Origin of the sequence: Streptococcus sp. HN38 (genome assembly GCF_028335765.1) — a bacterium.
Lineage (GTDB): Bacteria > Bacillota > Bacilli > Lactobacillales > Streptococcaceae > Streptococcus > Streptococcus suis_P.
In genome coordinates, this window is record NZ_CP116604.1 from 19,255 (window position 1) to 37,194 (window position 17,940).

At 44.7% G+C, this 17,940-nt stretch carries 10 protein-coding genes, 16 tRNA genes, 2 rRNA genes and 1 pseudogene; all 29 read left to right on the forward strand.

Translation table 11 applies throughout. The features are described 5' to 3' along the window. The first annotated feature begins 9 nt into the window (after positions 1–9). Positions 10–2,913, forward strand: a 23S ribosomal RNA gene (locus PHA78_RS00095). Positions 2,914–3,105: 192 nt separating this feature from the next. Next, positions 3,106–3,221, forward strand: a 5S ribosomal RNA gene (rrf, locus tag PHA78_RS00100). 5 nt (positions 3,222–3,226) lie between these two features. After that, positions 3,227–3,299: transfer RNA gene (locus PHA78_RS00105), tRNA-Val, on the forward strand. A 2-nt stretch (positions 3,300–3,301) separates the two neighbouring features. Then, a tRNA-Asp gene (locus PHA78_RS00110) sits at positions 3,302–3,374 on the forward strand. Between the two features lie 65 nt (positions 3,375–3,439). Next, a tRNA-Lys gene (locus PHA78_RS00115) sits at positions 3,440–3,512 on the forward strand. A gap of 3 nt (positions 3,513–3,515) precedes the next feature. Further along, positions 3,516–3,597, forward strand: a tRNA-Leu gene (locus PHA78_RS00120). Positions 3,598–3,615: 18 nt separating this feature from the next. After that, positions 3,616–3,688 (forward strand) — tRNA-Thr (locus tag PHA78_RS00125). Between the two features lie 12 nt (positions 3,689–3,700). After that, positions 3,701–3,772 (forward strand) — tRNA-Gly (locus PHA78_RS00130). 7 nt (positions 3,773–3,779) lie between these two features. Then, a tRNA-Leu gene (locus tag PHA78_RS00135) sits at positions 3,780–3,863 on the forward strand. A gap of 18 nt (positions 3,864–3,881) precedes the next feature. Beyond that, positions 3,882–3,955: transfer RNA gene (locus PHA78_RS00140), tRNA-Arg, on the forward strand. A gap of 47 nt (positions 3,956–4,002) precedes the next feature. Then, positions 4,003–4,076, forward strand: a tRNA-Pro gene (locus tag PHA78_RS00145). A 12-nt stretch (positions 4,077–4,088) separates the two neighbouring features. Then, positions 4,089–4,162: transfer RNA gene (locus tag PHA78_RS00150), tRNA-Met, on the forward strand. Between the two features lie 16 nt (positions 4,163–4,178). After that, positions 4,179–4,252 (forward strand) — tRNA-Ile (locus PHA78_RS00155). 6 nt (positions 4,253–4,258) lie between these two features. Beyond that, positions 4,259–4,348, forward strand: a tRNA-Ser gene (locus tag PHA78_RS00160). 10 nt (positions 4,349–4,358) lie between these two features. Next, positions 4,359–4,432, forward strand: a tRNA-Met gene (locus PHA78_RS00165). Positions 4,433–4,447: 15 nt separating this feature from the next. Further along, positions 4,448–4,520: transfer RNA gene (locus PHA78_RS00170), tRNA-Phe, on the forward strand. Between the two features lie 31 nt (positions 4,521–4,551). Then, positions 4,552–4,625, forward strand: a tRNA-Ile gene (locus PHA78_RS00175). 12 nt (positions 4,626–4,637) lie between these two features. Beyond that, a tRNA-Ser gene (locus tag PHA78_RS00180) sits at positions 4,638–4,725 on the forward strand. A gap of 59 nt (positions 4,726–4,784) precedes the next feature. Further along, the gene (mreC, locus tag PHA78_RS00185; RefSeq protein WP_004195372.1) at positions 4,785–5,621 is read left to right on the forward strand and encodes a rod shape-determining protein MreC; all 837 of its coding nucleotides are present in this window, start codon (positions 4,785–4,787) and stop codon (positions 5,619–5,621) included. Between the two features lies 1 nt (position 5,622). Then, positions 5,623–6,126 carry a rod shape-determining protein MreD gene (gene mreD / locus PHA78_RS00190; RefSeq protein ID WP_257212202.1) on the forward strand — a complete coding sequence of 168 codons (504 nt, stop codon included), beginning with the start codon at positions 5,623–5,625 and terminating at the stop codon, positions 6,124–6,126. Between the two features lie 84 nt (positions 6,127–6,210). Continuing rightward, positions 6,211–7,443 (forward strand): peptidoglycan hydrolase PcsB, encoded by a 1,233-nt coding sequence (gene pcsB / locus PHA78_RS00195; protein WP_004195374.1) that lies wholly within the window; start codon positions 6,211–6,213, stop codon positions 7,441–7,443. 130 nt (positions 7,444–7,573) lie between these two features. Then, entirely contained in the window at positions 7,574–8,542 is a 969-nt protein-coding gene (locus PHA78_RS00200) for a ribose-phosphate diphosphokinase (protein ID WP_024376872.1), read from the forward strand. A 122-nt stretch (positions 8,543–8,664) separates the two neighbouring features. Beyond that, positions 8,665–10,160, forward strand: a pseudogene (locus PHA78_RS00205) (IS1182 family transposase). 28 nt (positions 10,161–10,188) lie between these two features. After that, positions 10,189–11,367: a pyridoxal phosphate-dependent aminotransferase gene (locus tag PHA78_RS00210; protein ID WP_272158306.1), complete on the forward strand. Its 1,179-nt coding sequence runs from the start codon at positions 10,189–10,191 to the stop codon at positions 11,365–11,367. Continuing rightward, positions 11,354–12,136 (forward strand): DNA repair protein RecO, encoded by a 783-nt coding sequence (gene recO / locus PHA78_RS00215; RefSeq protein WP_024378580.1) that lies wholly within the window; start codon positions 11,354–11,356, stop codon positions 12,134–12,136. The genes PHA78_RS00210 and recO overlap by 14 nt, the downstream gene beginning before the upstream one ends. Beyond that, positions 12,133–13,140 carry a phosphate acyltransferase PlsX gene (plsX, locus tag PHA78_RS00220; protein ID WP_024375936.1) on the forward strand — a complete coding sequence of 336 codons (1,008 nt, stop codon included), beginning with the start codon at positions 12,133–12,135 and terminating at the stop codon, positions 13,138–13,140. The genes recO and plsX overlap by 4 nt, the downstream gene beginning before the upstream one ends. Continuing rightward, the gene (locus tag PHA78_RS00225; RefSeq protein ID WP_004195397.1) at positions 13,133–13,381 is read left to right on the forward strand and encodes a phosphopantetheine-binding protein; all 249 of its coding nucleotides are present in this window, start codon (positions 13,133–13,135) and stop codon (positions 13,379–13,381) included. The genes plsX and PHA78_RS00225 overlap by 8 nt, the downstream gene beginning before the upstream one ends. A 117-nt stretch (positions 13,382–13,498) precedes the next feature. Beyond that, positions 13,499–14,206, forward strand: a complete 708-nt coding sequence (gene purC / locus PHA78_RS00230; protein WP_004195398.1) for a phosphoribosylaminoimidazolesuccinocarboxamide synthase — start codon at positions 13,499–13,501, stop codon at positions 14,204–14,206. A 12-nt stretch (positions 14,207–14,218) separates the two neighbouring features. Continuing rightward, positions 14,219–17,938 (forward strand): phosphoribosylformylglycinamidine synthase, encoded by a 3,720-nt coding sequence (locus PHA78_RS00235; protein ID WP_272158307.1) that lies wholly within the window; start codon positions 14,219–14,221, stop codon positions 17,936–17,938. Positions 17,939–17,940 lie beyond the last annotated feature (2 nt).

Below are 17,940 nucleotides of genomic sequence, written 5' to 3' on the forward strand. Positions count from 1 at the left end.
GGTTAATAAGGTTAAGTTAATAAGGGCGCACGGTGGATGCCTTGGCACTAGAAGCCGATGAAGGACGTGACTAACGACGAAATGCCTTGGGGAGCTGTAAGTAAGCAATGATCCAGGGATGTCCGAATGGGGGAACCCGGCAGGTAATGCCTGTCACTCACTACTGTTAAGGTAGTGAAGAGGAAGACGCAGTGAACTGAAACATCTAAGTAGCTGCAGGAAGAGAAAGCAAAAGCGATTGCCTTAGTAGCGGCGAGCGAAACGGCAGGAGGGCAAACCGAGGAGTTTACTCCTCGGGGTTGTAGGACTGCAATGTGGACTTAAAGAGTATAGAAGAACTACCTGGGAAGGTAGGCCAAAGAGAGTAATAGCCTCGTATTTGAAATATTCTTTATACCTAGCAGTATCCTGAGTACGGCGAGACACGCGAAATCTCGTCGGAATCCGGGAGGACCATCTCCCAACCCTAAATACTCTCTAGTGACCGATAGTGAACCAGTACCGTGAGGGAAAGGTGAAAAGTACCCCGGAAGGGGAGTGAAATAGAACCTGAAACCGTGTGCCTACAACAAGTTCGAGCCCGTTAATGGGTGAGAGCGTGCCTTTTGTAGAATGAACCGGCGAGTTACGATATGATGCGAGGTTAAGTTGAAGAGACGGAGCCGTAGGGAAACCGAGTCTTAATAGGGCGGATTAGTATTATGTCGTAGACCCGAAACCATGTGACCTACCCATGAGCAGGTTGAAGGTGCGGTAAGACGCACTGGAGGACCGAACCAGGGCACGTTGAAAAGTGCTTGGATGACTTGTGGGTAGCGGAGAAATTCCAAACGAACTTGGAGATAGCTGGTTCTCTCCGAAATAGCTTTAGGGCTAGCGTCGACATTTGAGAATCTTGGAGGTAGAGCACTGTTTGGATGAGGGGGCCATCTCGGTTTACTGATTTCAGATAAACTCCGAATGCCAAAGATTTATGGTCGGCAGTCAGACTGCGAGTGCTAAGATCCGTAGTCGAAAGGGAAACAGCCCAGACCACCAGCTAAGGTCCCAAAATAATTGTTAAGTGGAAAAGGATGTGGGGTTGCACAGACAACTAGGATGTTAGCTTAGAAGCAGCTATTCATTCAAAGAGTGCGTAATAGCTCACTAGTCGAGTGACCCTGCGCCGAAAATGTACCGGGGCTAAAACAATTTACCGAAGCTGTGGATAACACATTAGTGTTATGGTAGGAGAGCGTTCTATGTGTGAAGAAGGTATACCGTGAGGAGTGCTGGAACGCATAGAAGTGAGAATGCCGGTATGAGTAGCGAAAGATGGGTGAGAATCCCATCCACCGTAAGACTAAGGTTTCCAGGGGAAGGCTCGTCCGCCCTGGGTTAGTCGGGACCTAAGGAGAGACCGAAGGGTGTATCCGATGGACAACAGGTTGATATTCCTGTACTAGAGTATGAAGTGATGGAGGGACGTAGTAGGCTAACTAAAGCGGGCGATTGGAAGTGCCCGTCTAAGCAGTGAGGTGTGATATGAGTCAAATGCTTGTATCTCTAACATTGAGCTGTGATGGGGAGCGAAGTTTAGTAGCGAAGTTAGTGACGTCACACTGCCGAGAAAAGCTTCTAGCGATGTATCATACTCTACCCGTACCGCAAACCGACACAGGTAGTCGAGGCGAGTAGCCTCAGGTGAGCGAGAGAACTCTCGTTAAGGAACTCGGCAAAATGACCCCGTAACTTCGGGAGAAGGGGTGCTCAGTTTAACTGAGCCGCAGTGAATAGGCCCAAGCAACTGTTTATCAAAAACACAGCTCTCTGCTAAATCGTAAGATGATGTATAGGGGGTGACGCCTGCCCGGTGCTGGAAGGTTAAGAGGAGGGTTTAGCGCAAGCGAAGATCTGAATTGAAGCCCCAGTAAACGGCGGCCGTAACTATAACGGTCCTAAGGTAGCGAAATTCCTTGTCGGGTAAGTTCCGACCCGCACGAAAGGCGTAATGATTTGGGCACTGTCTCAACGAGAGACTCGGTGAAATTTTAGTACCTGTGAAGATGCAGGTTACCCGCGACAGGACGGAAAGACCCCATGGAGCTTTACTGCAGTTTGATATTGAGTATCTGTACCACATGTACAGGATAGGTAGGAGCCTATGAAGTCGGGACGCCAGTTTCGACTGAGGCGCTGTTGGGATACTACCCTTGTGTTATGGCTACTCTAACCCGGATAGGTTATCCCTATCGGAGACAGTGTCTGACGGGCAGTTTGACTGGGGCGGTCGCCTCCTAAAAGGTAACGGAGGCGCCCAAAGGTTCCCTCAGAATGGTTGGAAATCATTCGCAGAGTGTAAAGGTATAAGGGAGCTTGACTGCGAGAGCTACAACTCGAGCAGGGACGAAAGTCGGGCTTAGTGATCCGGTGGTTCCGTATGGAAGGGCCATCGCTCAACGGATAAAAGCTACCCTGGGGATAACAGGCTTATCTCCCCCAAGAGTTCACATCGACGGGGAGGTTTGGCACCTCGATGTCGGCTCGTCGCATCCTGGGGCTGTAGTCGGTCCCAAGGGTTGGGCTGTTCGCCCATTAAAGCGGCACGCGAGCTGGGTTCAGAACGTCGTGAGACAGTTCGGTCCCTATCCGTCGCGGGCGTAGGAAATTTGAGAGGATCTGCTCCTAGTACGAGAGGACCAGAGTGGACTTACCGCTGGTGTACCAGTTGTCTTGCCAAAGGCATCGCTGGGTAGCTATGTAGGGACGGGATAAACGCTGAAAGCATCTAAGTGTGAAACCCACCTCAAGATGAGATTTCCCATAACTTTATGTTAGTAAGAGCCCTGAGAGATGATCAGGTAGATAGGTTGGAAGTGGAAGTGTGGCGACACATGTAGCGGACCAATACTAATCGCTCGAGGACTTATCCAAGAATAAGTAACGAAGGCGTTACAAATTCTGTATGAAAATAGGAAACTGACGCAGAGTCAATAGACTCTAGGAAGTTTATCTTTTTCACTAAGAATTTAGCCTGAGTACAATTACTCACGAGTCAATATTGACAAGCGCACGGTTTCTTGTTAGAATATAGATATTCAATTTTGAGTTGACAAGACTCAGTAGTTAAGTGACGATAGCCTAGGAGATACACCTGTACCCATGCCGAACACAGCAGTTAAGCCCTAGAACGCCTGAAGTAGTTGGGGGTTGCCCCCTGTTAGATACGGTAGTCGCTTAGCAAATTGGGAGTTTAGCTCAGCTGGGAGAGCATCTGCCTTACAAGCAGAGGGTCAGCGGTTCGATCCCGTTAACTCCCATAGGTCCCGTAGTGTAGCGGTTATCACGTCGCCCTGTCACGGCGAAGATCGCGGGTTCGATTCCCGTCGGGACCGTTCAAATAGTCTGGGAGACTATTTGAAGTTGGAGATAGAGCAAACGGAGTTTGCTTCATATTTTCGACTCGTTAGCTCAGTTGGTAGAGCAATTGACTTTTAATCAATGGGTCGCTGGTTCGAGCCCAGCACGAGTCATATGCGGGTTTGGCGGAATTGGCAGACGCACCAGATTTAGGATCTGGCGCTTTCGGGCGTGGGGGTTCAAGTCCCTTAACCCGCATAGGAGAAATATAATTTAGCCGGCTTAGCTCAGTTGGTAGAGCATCTGATTTGTAATCAGAGGGTCGCGTGTTCAAGTCATGTAGCCGGCATTAGGAAAGATTGCGAACGTAGTTCAGTGGTAGAACACCACCTTGCCAAGGTGGGGGTCGCGGGTTCGAATCCCGTCGTTCGCTTTGAGAGGCCGGGGTGGCGGAACTGGCAGACGCACAGGACTTAAAATCCTGCGATGGCAACATCGTACCGGTTCGATTCCGGTCCTCGGCATGAAGATTATAATAGTTAGCACCCTTAGCTCAACTGGATAGAGTACCTGACTACGAATCAGGCGGTTAGAGGTTCGACTCCTCTAGGGTGCATCACTCGCTTAATGGAGACGTTAGGGGAGCTTTATTTTTAATAGTATCGGGAAGTAGCTCAGCTTGGTAGAGTACTTGGTTTGGGACCAAGGTGTCGCAGGTTCGAATCCTGTCTTCCCGATTATATTATTTTGGCGGTGTAGCTCAGCTGGCTAGAGCGTCCGGTTCATACCCGGGAGGTCGGGGGTTCGATCCCCTTCGCCGCTATATATTCTTGTTTGCTGGACCTTTAGCTCAGCTGGTTAGAGCTCTCGGCTCATAACCGAGCGGTCGTAGGTTCAAGTCCTACAAGGTCCATATATTGGAGGATTACCCAAGTCCGGCTGAAGGGAACGGTCTTGAAAACCGTCAGGCGTGTAAAAGCGTGCGTGGGTTCGAATCCCACATCCTCCTTTTCTACTACCGCGGGATGGAGCAGCTAGGTAGCTCGTCGGGCTCATAACCCGAAGGTCGTAGGTTCAAATCCTGCTCCCGCAATTTCTTTAAGAATTTGGCTCGGTAGCTCAGTTGGTAGAGCAATGGATTGAAGCTCCATGTGTCGGCGGTTCGATTCCGTCTCGCGCCATTAATTTAACTTTGTCCAAGTTTATTATCTTGGGCGCGTAGCTCAGATGGTTAGAGCGCACGCCTGATAAGCGTGAGGTCGGTGGTTCGATTCCACTCGTGCCCATATTATATTGATGGAGAATTACTCAAGAGGCTGAAGAGGACGGTTTGCTAAATCGTTAGGTCGGGTAACTGGCGCAAGGGTTCGAATCCCTTATTCTCCGTAGTGAACGAGATTATCGCTTGATATTCTCGTTTTATTGTATCTTGGTGAGGGTCTATTATGAATAAATTTTCAAAATTAGTAGTAGTTGTTTCTATCTTTTTATTACTGTCATTTTCTCTTTTGTTTGTGACTTTCTCTAAGGGGTTACAGGTACCATATTTAAATAATATCGTTAGGGTTGTTGTAACGCCAATTCAATCGGTTATTTCAGTGCCTACTAGATTTTTTTCTGAGCAGAAAGATGTCTTGATAGATTTGATGAACGCTTACGAGGAAAATAAACAATTAAAGGAAGCTATTATGAGCCTTGAGGGGATGGCTGCTGAAAATACTAGCTTGAAAGAAGAGAATGCATCGCTTCGTAGCAGTTTAGGTGTGGTGTCTGATTTTCCTGAAAAACAACTTATTCCAGGATCAGTTTTGGTGAGGACTCCTTCATCGTGGTCGGAGCATATTTCAATTAATATTGGTGAGACTAGTGGTGTGACATCTAATGCACTTGTGGTTGCTAATGGTGGATTAGTTGGAATCGTGAGTTCATTGAGTTCAGATTCGGCGGTTGTTACCTTATTTACGAATTCGGATGAATTCACGAAGTTGCCTGTGAAAATTTTTGTTGATTCTAAAGAAATTTATGGTATTTTATCGGGCTATGATGCAGATACAAATAGTTTTATCATTAATCAGTTGAACTCAGCTGATGAAATTGCAGTGGGTAGCAATGTTGTAACGAGTGATTTGGCTGGTGCGACTTCGGCAAATATCCAAATTGGTAAAGTTTTATCGGTTAAATCAAATAGTAACAGTTTAAATAGAGAAGTATATGTAGAGCCGACAGCTAGTTTTTCAAACATTTATTCGGTTTTAGTGGTAGGTCAAACAAATGCGCAATAAAATGATAGAAATATTCATGTTTCCCATCTTGTTCTTTATTTTATTACTTGATGGACAGATTTCAACGTTGGTAACAAATTGGTCGGTCGGATTATTTACTATTTCAAGTCATTTGGTACTTATGTTAGCTATTTTTTATGCTAACTATGTATCTCTTGGTTTTTCATTATTCATATTTACTTTGCTAGGTTTGGTATATGATATTAGTTATCTTAATCTGATTGGTATTGCTACTACAACTCTTCCTTTAGTTTTATATTGCATCTATTTCTTCTTTCAAGGTGCTGTCAGCAGGCGAGGAATTAATATTTTGATTTTACTAGTAGCTATTTTTCAATTTGAATTTATTAGTTATTCATTTGCTCGCATTTTTCATATAACAAACTTGTCTGTGTTTATTTTTGTTTTTAATAAATTACTTCCAAGTCTACTATTCAATTTGGCCTTATTTTTCGTACTACAACCGTTATTTGAGCGTTTGTTTGGAATAACAAACAAGACATAGAAATGTAATAATTGCGTAATATACTTACGCAATTTTTTTGATAAAATGAGAGAGTCAGAAAGTATAGAGGAGTTATGTTCGGATATGAAGAAAAAAATCTTGGCTACAATTATGTTAAGTACAGTTGTTCTATCTAATGCTAATTATGTAGCTGTGATTAGTGCGAATGATGTAGATAGTCAGATTGCAGCAAAAAATCAACAGATTAGTGAGTTGACAGCACAACAAGCTGAAGCTCAACAACAAGTTGATGCTATTCAAGGACAAGTTGATGCAATTGTTAGTGAACAGGCGAAATTAACAGAAGAAAATACTCGTTTGGAAGCAGAATCGCAGACATTGGCGGCAGATATTGAGCGTTTGTCAGCTGATATTGTGTCACGTGATGGTGCTTTAAAGGAGCAGGCGCGTAGTGCTCAAGTTGATGGCTCTGCTTCAAGTTATATTAATACAATTTTAGATTCAAAATCAATCGTTGATGCTGTTTCTCGTGTTAATGCAATGCGTGAGATTGTTTCAGCTAATAACCGTATGTTGGAACAACAAAAAGCTGATAAGGAAGCAATTGCTGAAAAACAAAAGGCAAACCAAGAGGCAATCACTACTTTGGCAGCTAATCGCCAAAAATTGGAAGATGACGCCCAAGTATTGCAAGTGCGTCAGGCTGAATTGGAAGCTGCTAAGTTAAATTTGGCTGTGCAGAAAGCTACTGCTGAAGATGAGAAAAATTCATTGTTGGCGCAAAAGGCAGCTGCAGAAGAAGCAGCTCGTCAGGCAGCAGCACGTCAGGCAGAGTATGAGGCACAGCAACGTGCTTTAGCACAACAACAAGCTGCCTCAGTAACAGCTCCGATTGTAACAGCACCTGTAAATGCTTCTTCTAACTCCGCTGTAGTACAACAAGTTGCTCAAACGACAGTAACAGAAAGTGTACCTGTATCTACAGCATCAAGTAGTTCATCATCAGCATCTAGTAATGCACAATATAATGCATCTTCATACCCAGTTGGAGAGTGTACTTGGGGTGTTAAATCACAAGTATCTTGGGTTGGCCCATACTGGGGTAATGCTAACCAGTGGGTGGCTTCAGCTCGTGCTGAAGGTTTCAGCGTTGGTACAACACCTCAAGTTGGCGCAGTTGCTGTTTGGGTAGGTGGTACATATGGTCACGTTGCACTTGTAACAGCAGTTGAAAGTTCTACAAACATTCAGGTTTCTGAATCAAACTATATGGGTCGTCGTTATATTGGTAACCACCGTGGTTGGTTTAATCCTACAACAACATCTGATGGTGCGGTTTACTATATTTATCCATAATATTTTATCCTTGGTTTTTCCAAGGATTTTTTATATTAAAATCTTAATGATACCGAATCTTTCATTTTTGTTTGAAAATTGATTCAAAAAGCGTTAAAATAGTTAATGTAGAAAAATTTAGGAGGCTATCATGGCGTTTACCGACTTAAAGTTGTTTGCACTATCGTCCAATCAACAATTAGCTGAGAAGGTTGCAAAAAAAATTGGTATTCCCTTAGGGAAATCAAGTGTCCGTCAATTCTCTGATGGTGAGATTCAAGTGAATATTGAAGAATCCATTCGTGGTACACATGTATTCATTCTTCAGTCTACTAGTTCTCCAGTGAATGACAATTTAATGGAAATTTTGATTATGGTTGATGCTTTAAAACGTGCATCTGCTGAATCAGTAAACGTAGTAATGCCTTACTATGGCTATGCACGTCAGGATCGTAAAGCTCGTGCTCGTGAGCCAATCACTTCAAAATTAGTTGCCAATATGTTACAAACAGCGGGAGTCAATCGTTTGTTGACAATTGATTTGCATGCTGCGCAGATTCAGGGATTCTTCGATATTCCTGTTGATCATTTGATGGGTGCTCCATTGATTGCGGATTATTTTGAGCGTCGTGGTATGGTCGGTGACGGCTATGTGGTTGTATCCCCTGACCATGGTGGTGTGACACGTGCCCGTAAGTTAGCACAGTTCTTGAAGACACCGATTGCTATTATTGATAAACGCCGTAGTGTTGATAAGATGAATACATCAGAAGTGATGAACATTATTGGCGATATTAAGGATAAAACTTGTATCTTGATTGATGATATGATTGATACTGCGGGTACCATCTGTCATGCAGCGGATGCTTTGGCAGATGCAGGGGCAACAGCTGTTTATGCTTCATGTACGCATCCAGTATTGTCAGGGCCTGCTATGGATAACATTAGTAAGTCAGCAATTAAGAAATTGGTTGTTCTTGATACAATTGAAATTGCAGAAGATCGCTTAATTGATAAAATCGAACATATTTCAACGGCAGAATTATTAGCGGAAGCGATTATTCGTATTCATGAAAAACGTCCTTTGTCACCTTTGTTTGAGGCAAGTCGTGTTAAATAGGTATGAGAAGAGTCAAATGACTCTTCTCAGACTGAAGACAAAGTCCTTAGAATTGATTTTCTAAGGGCTTTTCTTCGTATTTAGGAGTATAATATAAGAAAAAGGACTTATGAGGTTCTCCTATGCTACACAAAGAAAAACCTGACTATAACCGCAATCAGTACGGTTTCTATACCCTTGACCAGCTAGTGCCTGAGGATCATTTCCTGCGCCAAGTGGAAGCTATGATTGACTTCGACTTCATTTATGACCTAGTAGAAGATACCTATTCGTCTGATAATGGTCGTCCTAGTCTTGACCCTGTCATGTTAGTTAAAATTCCTCTGATTCAGTGCTTTTATGGTATTCGTTCCATGCGTCAGACCATCAAGGATATTGAAGTGAATACTGCCTATCGCTGGTTTCTTGGTTTAACCCTAGATGACAAGGTGCCTCACTTCACGACATACGGCAAAAATTATTCCCGTCGCTTTCAAGAGAAAGGGTTGATTGAGTCCATTTTCACGCATATTCTTGGGCTGTGTATCAATGCAGGCCTAATTGACCCGACGGAGATTTTCATAGACGGAACTCATATTAAAGCTGCGGCCAATAATCGTAAGTTTATCAACCAAGAGGTGGAAAAGCAGGCCAAATTCATGAGTGAACAGCTGGAAATCGAAATTAATCAAGATCGGGTAAAGCACGGAAAAAAGCCGCTCGGGCCCGCCAAAGAGCCAGAGCCCATCGCTAAGAAAATCTCCACAACCGACCCAGAAAGTGGCTGGTTCCACAAAGGTGATCATAAGGAAGTTTTCGCTTATTCTGCCCAAGTTGCCTGTGATAAGTATGGCTGGGCACTTGCTTATAGTGTTGAGGCTGGTAATATCCATGACAGTCAGGCTTTTCCTGCACTTTTCGCCAAGCTTGAACCCTTGAAACCAGAGTATATCATTGCGGATTCGGGCTATAAAACTCCCAGTATTGCCAAGTTTCTAATTGATAAGGAAATCACTCCTGTCCTTCCCTACACCCGTCCCTGTGGGAAGAAGGGACAACTTCGTCCTAAAGATTTTGTCTATGACGAACACTTCGATTGTGTCCTGTGTCCTGAACATCAGGCCTTGACCTATCGCACGACTACCCGAGAAGGCTACCGAGAATACAAAAGCGATCCAGCAATTTGTGCCAACTGTCCCCTATTATCAGTATGTACGACCAGTAAGAACCATCAAAAAGTTGTCACGCGGCATATTTGGAAGGAGTATTTGGAACAGTGCGAGGATATTCGTCATCAAAGAGGGATGAAGGAACTCTACCAACATCGGAAAGAGACGATTGAACGGCTATTTGGCACAGCCAAGGAATACCATAATCTGCGCTACACGAGAGAAAAAGGCAAGTCCAAAATGGAGGATAAGATTGGACTGACTTTGGCGTGCTTAAATCTCAAAAAACTAGCTAAAAGGATGGCAAGAAGGCCTTTTTATTTTGTCCAGATGGGGTGGTTTCAGCATTAAAACAGCCATTTTTCTCTAAAAACAGTAAAAAAGACAAACACCAAAACGATGTTTGTCTGCAATCTGAGAAGAGTCAAATGACTCTTCTTTTTTACATTTATTTTCAAAATGTATTATAATAGTTTTATATGTTTTTGAGGTGGCAGAATGGATTTATTAAATCGTTTTAATAAGAATTTGAATCGGATTGAGGTTTCGATGATTCGTCAGTTTGATCAGTCTATTTCGGATGTTCCCGGGATTTTGAAACTAACATTGGGAGAGCCTGATTTTACAACGCCTGACCATGTTAAAGAAGCGGCTAAGGCTGCTATCGATGCTAACAAGAGTTATTATACTGGAATGGCTGGTCTTTTGGAGTTGCGTCAGGCAGCAGCTGAGTTTGTGGCTGAAAAATATAATTTACACTACAATCCAGAAAATGAAATCCTCTCTACAATCGGTGCGACAGAAGCTCTGTCAGCGAGTTTAGTTGCTATTTTGGAGGCTGGGGATACAGTTCTTCTGCCTGCCCCTGCCTATCCTGGTTATGAGCCTATTGTTAATATGGTAGGAGCTGATGTTGTTGAAATCGATACGACAGCCAATCATTTCGTCTTGACGCCAGAGATGTTGGAAGAGGCGATTATTGAGCAAGGTGATAAGCTAAAAGCTGTCATTCTCAACTATCCTGCCAATCCAACGGGTGTGACCTACTCTCGTGAGCAAATTCGGGCCTTTGCAGATGTCTTGCGTAAGTCTTCTGTCTTTGTCCTATCAGACGAGGTCTATGCGGAGTTGACCTACACTGGTCAGCCCCATACTTCAATTGCAGAGTTTTTGCCAGAGCAGACCATTTTGATTCAGGGCTTGTCCAAGTCCCATGCTATGACAGGCTGGCGGATTGGCTTGATTATGAGTCAGGCTCCGATTATCGCTCAAATCATCAAGAGCCACCAGTATCTTGTGACAGCGGCGTCAACTGCTATGCAGTATGGTGCGGTTGAGGCCTTGAAAAACGGTAAGGATGACGCTCTTCCGATGCGGGCGGAGTATGTCAAGCGTAGGGATTACATCATCGAGAAGATGACGGACTTGGGCTTTAAAATTATCAAGCCTGATGGAGCATTTTACATCTTTGCAAAAATTCCTGCGGGTTACAATCAAGATTCCTTTAGTTTCTTGCAGGACTTTGCGAGGAAGAAAGCAGTGGCCTTTATTCCAGGTGCGGCCTTTGGTCAGTATGGTGAGGGCTATGTGCGGATTTCCTATGCAGCAAGTATGGAGACCATTCAGACGGCTATGGCTCGTTTGAAGGAATATTTAGAAGAAAATGGAACGAATTGAAACCAGGGGATTAGTCCTATATAATCGGAATTTTCGAGAAGATGATAAGCTGGTCAAGATTTTTACAGAGAAGGCTGGCAAGCGAATGTTTTTCGTGAAACATGCCTCTAAATCCAAGCTGGTAGCTTCTATCCAGCCTTTGACCTATGCGGATTTTATCGTTAAAATCAATGATGATGGTCTGTCTTATATCGAAGATTTTCATCAGGTACAGCCATTTAAGAATATTAACGGTGATATTTTCAAGCTTAGCTATGCTACCTACATCTTAGCCTTGGCAGATGCGGCCTTGCAGGATAAGGTTTATGATCCAGCTCTCTTTTCTTTTTTGGTCAAGACCTTGGACTTGATGGAGTCGGGTTTGGATTATGAAGTCTTGACCAATATCTTTGAAATTCAGCTCTTGGGACGTTTTGGGGTCAGTCTGAATTTTCACGAGTGTGCTTTTTGTCATCGGGTTGGTCTGCCTTTTGATTATTCTTACAAGTATAGCGGTGTCTTGTGTCCGCAACACTATCAACAAGATGAGCGACGGGCTTATTTGGACCCCAATGTTCCCTATCTACTTGATCAATTTCAGGCTATTTCCTTTGATGAGCTAGAAACCATTTCCATCAAGCCTGAGATGAAGCGAAAATTACGGCTTTTTATTGACCAGTTGTACGAGGAATATGTGGGGATTCACTTGAAATCAAAGAAATTTATAGATGATTTGTCTTCTTGGGGGCAGATTATGAAACCAAGAACAGAAAATGAGGAAACAGAATGAAACGTATTGCAGTAGATGCTATGGGTGGGGACCACGCCCCTCAGGCAGTGGTAGAAGGTGTCAATCAAGCCTTGGCTGCCTTTCCAGACATTGAAATTCAACTTTATGGCGATGAGGCTAAAATCAAGCAGTATTTGACAGCAACAGAGCGTGTCAGCATCGTCCATACGACGGAGAAAATCAATTCAGATGATGAGCCTGTCAAGGCTATTCGTCGGAAAAAAGAGGCTTCGATGGTCCTAGCGACCAAGGCTGTCAAGGATGGTCAAGCAGATGCGGTCTTATCGGCTGGAAATACGGGTGCTCTGTTGGCGGCAGGTGTCTTTGTCGTCGGTCGCATCAAGAACATCGACCGTCCTGGTCTTATGTCCACTCTTCCTACTATGGACGGTAAGGGATTTGATATGATGGATTTGGGGGCAAATGCTGAAAATACAGCCCATCACCTCTATCAGTATGGTATCCTCGGCTCATTTTACGCGGAGCATGTGCGTGGGGTCAAACAACCTCGTGTGGGACTTTTGAACAACGGTACGGAAGATACCAAGGGCACGCCAGTTCACCAAGAGGCTTATAAACTCTTGGCGGAAGACAAGTCCATCAACTTTATCGGAAATGTGGAGGCGCGTGAGTTGCTCAACAGCGTGGCGGATGTGGTTGTGACAGATGGTTTCACGGGAAACGCTGTGCTGAAAACAGTTGAAGGGACTGCAAAATCCATCGTTGGTCAGTTGACTGGCTCTATCAAAAATGGTGGTCTGCGTGCCAAATTGGGCGGTCTTTTGGTTAAGCCGACTCTTAAAAAAGCCTTGGGGGCGATGGACTATAAGAAAGCTGGCGGTGCTGTCTTGCTTGGTCTGAAAGCACCTGTCATCAAGGCTCACGGCTCTAGCGATGCCCAGGCAATTTTCTATACCATTAAGCAGACGCGTTCGATTTTGGATGCTGGTATTGTCGAAAAATCAGTGGCGAAATTTTCAGTAGTGGAGGAAAGTCATGACTAGAGAGCAGGTCTATCAGCGGGTTGTTGAATTGATTCAGGATGAAAAGGGAGAAGATTTTCAGGTTCAACCTGAATCTACTTTGGCAGATAATATCGCAGCGGATTCGGTGGAAATTATGGAATTCGTTTTGACTTTGGAAGACGAGTTTGGTGTCGATGTTCCAGATGCTGCTATTGAGCATTTTGAGGTCCTATCTGATATTGTTGATTTTATTTATGAAGAAGTAAAAAAACGTTCGTAGTTTACGGGCGTTTTTCTTTATTTTTTTACAAAATACCGTTAAATGCTTTTTTACACGAATGTTATGTGATAGAATAAACGAAAAGACTAGAATATTTTATGAAAGGCGAACATTTTAATGAAAACAGACCTTCTCTATTCAGGAAAAGCTAAAGATATCTACGCAACGGCTGATAGTGACCAGATTGTTGCAGTTTATAAGGATCAGGCGACGGCTTTTAATGGTGGTAAGAAAGAACAGATTACTGGCAAGGGGCGACTTAATAATCTGATTTCTTCGCTTATTTTTGAAAAATTAAATGAAGCTGGAGTCAAGACGCATTTTATCAAGCGTTTGTCGGATTCGGAGCAGTTGAATAAGAAGGTGGAGATTATTCCTCTTGAGGTGGTCTTGCGAAATGTGACAGCTGGGTCTTTCTCAAAACGCTTCGGTGTGGAGGAAGGGATAGTCTTACCTACTCCTATCGTGGAATTTTACTATAAAAAAGATGAGTTGGACGATCCTTTTATCAACGATGAACACATTGCCTTTCTAGAACTGGCTAGTCAGGACCAAATCGCCTATATCAAGGAAGAAACAAGACGAATCAATGGGTTCTTGAAGGACTTGTTTACTCAGATTGGGCTGACTTTGGTGGACTTCAAGCTAGAATTTGGGGTTGACTCGTTTGGTCAGATTTTATTGGCGGATGAGTTTTCTCCGGATAATTGTCGTTTGTGGGATGCGGATGGCAACCATCTGGACAAGGATGTTTTCCGTCGGGGGCTCGGGGAGTTGACCGAGGTTTACGAGGTCGTATTGGCAAAGTTACAAGAAGTGAAATAAGGATTGGAAAAAATGGCGAAGCGGATTTTTGTTGAGAAGAAGGCGGATTTTCAGATTAAGGCGGAGGCTCTTCGTAAGGAGTTGACTCATAATTTACAGTTGACAAGTTTGACGAGTGTACGTCTGGTGCAGGTGTATGATGTCTTCCATCTGGAGGATGACTTGCTGGAGCAAGCTATTAAGCATATCTTTACCGAGCAGGTGACGGACAAGGTCTTGTCGGAAGCTGAGCTTGATTTGGAGGAGGTTGCTTATTTTGCGATTGAGGCTCTTCCTGGGCAGTTTGACCAGCGGGCTGCCAGCAGTCAGGAGGCCCTTCTCTTATTGGGCAGTCGTCAGGAGGTGCGTGTCAATACAGGTCAGCTCTATATCTTGAATGGCGATGTGCAGGAAGAAGAGTTAGCTGCTATCAAGAACTATTTGCTGAATCCTGTGGATTCGCGTTTCAAGGATTTGGATGCTCCTTTGGTGGCTCAGGAGTTTTCGGTGTCAGATACTGTCATTCCAAGCTTGGACTTGTTTGATAGCTACGGGGCAAAGGAATTTGCGTCTTACAAGCGTGAGGCTGGTTTGGCCATGGAAGTGGAAGACCTGCTCTTCATTCAGGATTACTTCAAGTCAATTGGTCGAGTGCCAACTGAGACAGAACTCAAGGTCTTGGATACTTACTGGAGTGACCACTGCCGCCATACGACATTTGAGACAGAACTTAGGTCTATTGATTTTTCAGCTTCAAAATTCCACAAGCAACTGCAGGCGACTTATGACAAGTATCTGGCAATGCGGACAGAATTAGGTCGAACAGACAAGCCTCAGACTTTGATGGATATGGCGACCATTTTTGGTCGCTATGAGCGAGCAAATGGTCGTCTGGATGACATGGAAGTGTCAGATGAAATCAATGCCTGCTCGGTAGAAATCGAAGTGGATGTGGATGGCGTGAAAGAGCCGTGGCTCCTCATGTTCAAGAATGAAACCCATAACCACCCAACAGAAATCGAACCTTTCGGTGGTGCCGCAACCTGTATCGGCGGAGCCATTCGTGATCCTTTGTCAGGTCGTTCCTATGTTTATCAGGCCATGCGAATTTCAGGTGCGGGCGATATTACCCAACCTCTGACGGCTACTCGCTCAGGGAAATTGCCGCAGCAAATCATCTCCAAAACAGCGGCACATGGTTATTCTTCATACGGTAACCAAATCGGTTTGGCGACAACTTACGTGCGTGAGTATTTCCACCCAGGATTTGTCGCAAAACGCATGGAACTAGGTGCCGTTGTTGGTGCTGCTCCAAAGGAAAATGTTGTCCGTGAAAAACCAGTCGCAGGCGATGTGGTCATCTTGTTGGGTGGCAAAACAGGCCGTGACGGTATCGGTGGGGCAACAGGCTCGTCCAAGGTACAGACAGTCGAGTCTGTGGAAACAGCTGGTGCGGAAGTCCAAAAAGGAAATGCTATTGAAGAACGCAAAATTCAGCGTTTGTTCCGCAATGGTGCCGTGACTCGCTTGATTAAAAAATCCAATGACTTCGGTGCAGGCGGTGTCTGCGTAGCCATTGGTGAATTGGCGGACGGCTTGGAAATTGACTTGGACAAGGTTCCACTCAAGTATGCAGGCTTGAACGGAACGGAAATCGCCATTTCTGAATCGCAAGAGCGGATGAGTGTCGTTATCCGTCCTCAAGATGTCGATACCTTCATCGCAGCCTGCCGTCAGGAAAATATCCATGCGGTTGTTGTAGCCAAAGTGACTGAAAAACCAAATCTAGTCATGACTTGGAATGGTCAAACCATTGTTGATTTGGAACGTTCTTTCCTTGATACAAATGGTGTTCGTGTAGTAGTTGATGCAAAAGTAGTTGACAATGCTGTCAACTTGCCGGAAACACGTACAACATCTGCTGAAACGCTACAAGAGGACTTGAAAGACCTTCTATCAGACCTCAACCATGCTAGTCAAAAAGGTTTGCAGACTATCTTTGACTCATCTGTTGGTCGCTCAACGGTCAACCACCCACTCGGAGGTCGTCACCAATTGACACCGACAGAAAGTTCGGTGCAGAAACTACCTGTCCAACAGGGTGTGACGACAACGGCATCCGTCATGGCTCAGGGTTACCATCCTTATCTGGCAGACTGGTCCCCTTACCACGGGGCTGCCTATGCGGTCATCGAAGCAACGGCTCGCTTGGTGGCAACAGGGGCTAACTGGTCCAAGGCTCGCTTCTCCTATCAGGAGTATTTCCAGCGGATGGACAAGCAGGCAGAGCGTTTCGGTCAGCCAGTAGCGGCACTTCTGGGCTCTATCGAGGCTCAGATTCAGCTCGGTTTGCCGTCTATCGGTGGTAAGGACTCTATGTCTGGTACCTTTGAGGACTTGACAGTTCCGCCGACCTTGGTTGCCTTTGGTGTGACAACAGCAGACAGCCGCAAGGTTCTCTCACCTGAGTTCAAGGCGGCTGGCGAGCACATTTACTACTTACCAGGTCAGATTTTATCAGAAGATATTGATTTTGCCTTGATCAAGTCTAATTTTGAGACTTTTGAAAAATGGCAGAGCGATTATGTGATTACGGCTGCTAGTGCAGTCAAGTATGGTGGTGTTCTAGAAAGCCTAGCCCTCATGTCCTTTGGTAACCAAATCGGTGCAGAAATCGAGTTTGCTGACCTTGAAACCAGCTTGACAGGTCAGCTTGGCGGCTTTATCTTCACATCGCAAGAAGACATTCCAGATGCTGTGAAAATCGGTCAAACTACTACAGACTTTACACTGGTTGTCAATGGTGTCAACTTAGCTGGACAGGAACTACAAGCTGCCTTTGAAGGCAAACTAGAAGAAGTTTACCCAACAGAATTTGAACAGGCTACAGACTTACAGGATGTTCCTGCAATTACCAGTTCAGCAGTTATACAAGCCAAGGAAAGAGTTGATGTTCCGCTTGTTTACATCCCAGTCTTTCCAGGAACCAACTCAGAATATGATTCTGCCAAGGCCTTTGAACAGGCTGGTGCAAAAGTCAATCTTGTTCCATTTGTGACTTTAGATGCAGCAAGCATTGAAAACTCGGTTGACACCATGGTTGACAATATTGACAAGGCTAATATTCTATTCTTTGCAGGTGGATTCTCCGCTGCGGATGAGCCAGACGGGTCTGCTAAGTTTATCGTGACCATCTTACGAAATGCTAAGGTCCGCTCTGCTATTGACCAATTTATCGAAAAAGGTGGCCTCATCATCGGTATCTGTAACGGTTTCCAAGCTCTTGTCAAATCGGGCTTGCTACCTTATGGAAACTTTGAGGAGGCGGGAGAAAGCAGTCCGACTCTCTTTTATAACGATGCTAACCAACACGTTGCCAAAATGGTGGAAACGCGGATTGCCAATGTCAATTCACCGTGGTTAGCAGGTGTCCAAGTCGGTGATATCCATGCTACTCCAGTTTCTCACGGGGAAGGGAAATTCGTGGTGACGGACGAGGAGTTCGCTACCTTGCGTGACAGTGGGCAGATTTTCAGCCAATACGTTGACTTTGCAGGTCAGCCGAGCATGGACTCTAAGTACAATCCAAATGGTTCTAGCCATGCCATTGAGGGCATTACCAGTCGCAACGGACAAATCATCGGGAAAATGGGGCATTCGGAGCGTTACGAGGACGGTCTTTTCCAAAACATTCCAGGTAAGAAAGACCAAGGGCTCTTTGTCTCAGCAGTTCGCTATTTTACAGGAAAATAACT

Coding starts and splice junctions, on each gene's coding strand:
- mreC (WP_004195372.1), top strand. CDS start 4,785: ATGAATAAATTTTCAAAATTAGTAGTAGTTGTTTCTATCTTTTTATTA.
- mreD (WP_257212202.1), top strand. CDS start 5,623: ATGATAGAAATATTCATGTTTCCCATCTTGTTCTTTATTTTATTACTT.
- pcsB (WP_004195374.1), top strand. CDS start 6,211: ATGAAGAAAAAAATCTTGGCTACAATTATGTTAAGTACAGTTGTTCTA.
- PHA78_RS00200 (WP_024376872.1), top strand. CDS start 7,574: ATGGCGTTTACCGACTTAAAGTTGTTTGCACTATCGTCCAATCAACAA.
- PHA78_RS00210 (WP_272158306.1), top strand. CDS start 10,189: ATGGATTTATTAAATCGTTTTAATAAGAATTTGAATCGGATTGAGGTT.
- recO (WP_024378580.1), top strand. CDS start 11,354: ATGGAACGAATTGAAACCAGGGGATTAGTCCTATATAATCGGAATTTT.
- plsX (WP_024375936.1), top strand. CDS start 12,133: ATGAAACGTATTGCAGTAGATGCTATGGGTGGGGACCACGCCCCTCAG.
- PHA78_RS00225 (WP_004195397.1), top strand. CDS start 13,133: ATGACTAGAGAGCAGGTCTATCAGCGGGTTGTTGAATTGATTCAGGAT.
- purC (WP_004195398.1), top strand. CDS start 13,499: ATGAAAACAGACCTTCTCTATTCAGGAAAAGCTAAAGATATCTACGCA.
- PHA78_RS00235 (WP_272158307.1), top strand. CDS start 14,219: ATGGCGAAGCGGATTTTTGTTGAGAAGAAGGCGGATTTTCAGATTAAG.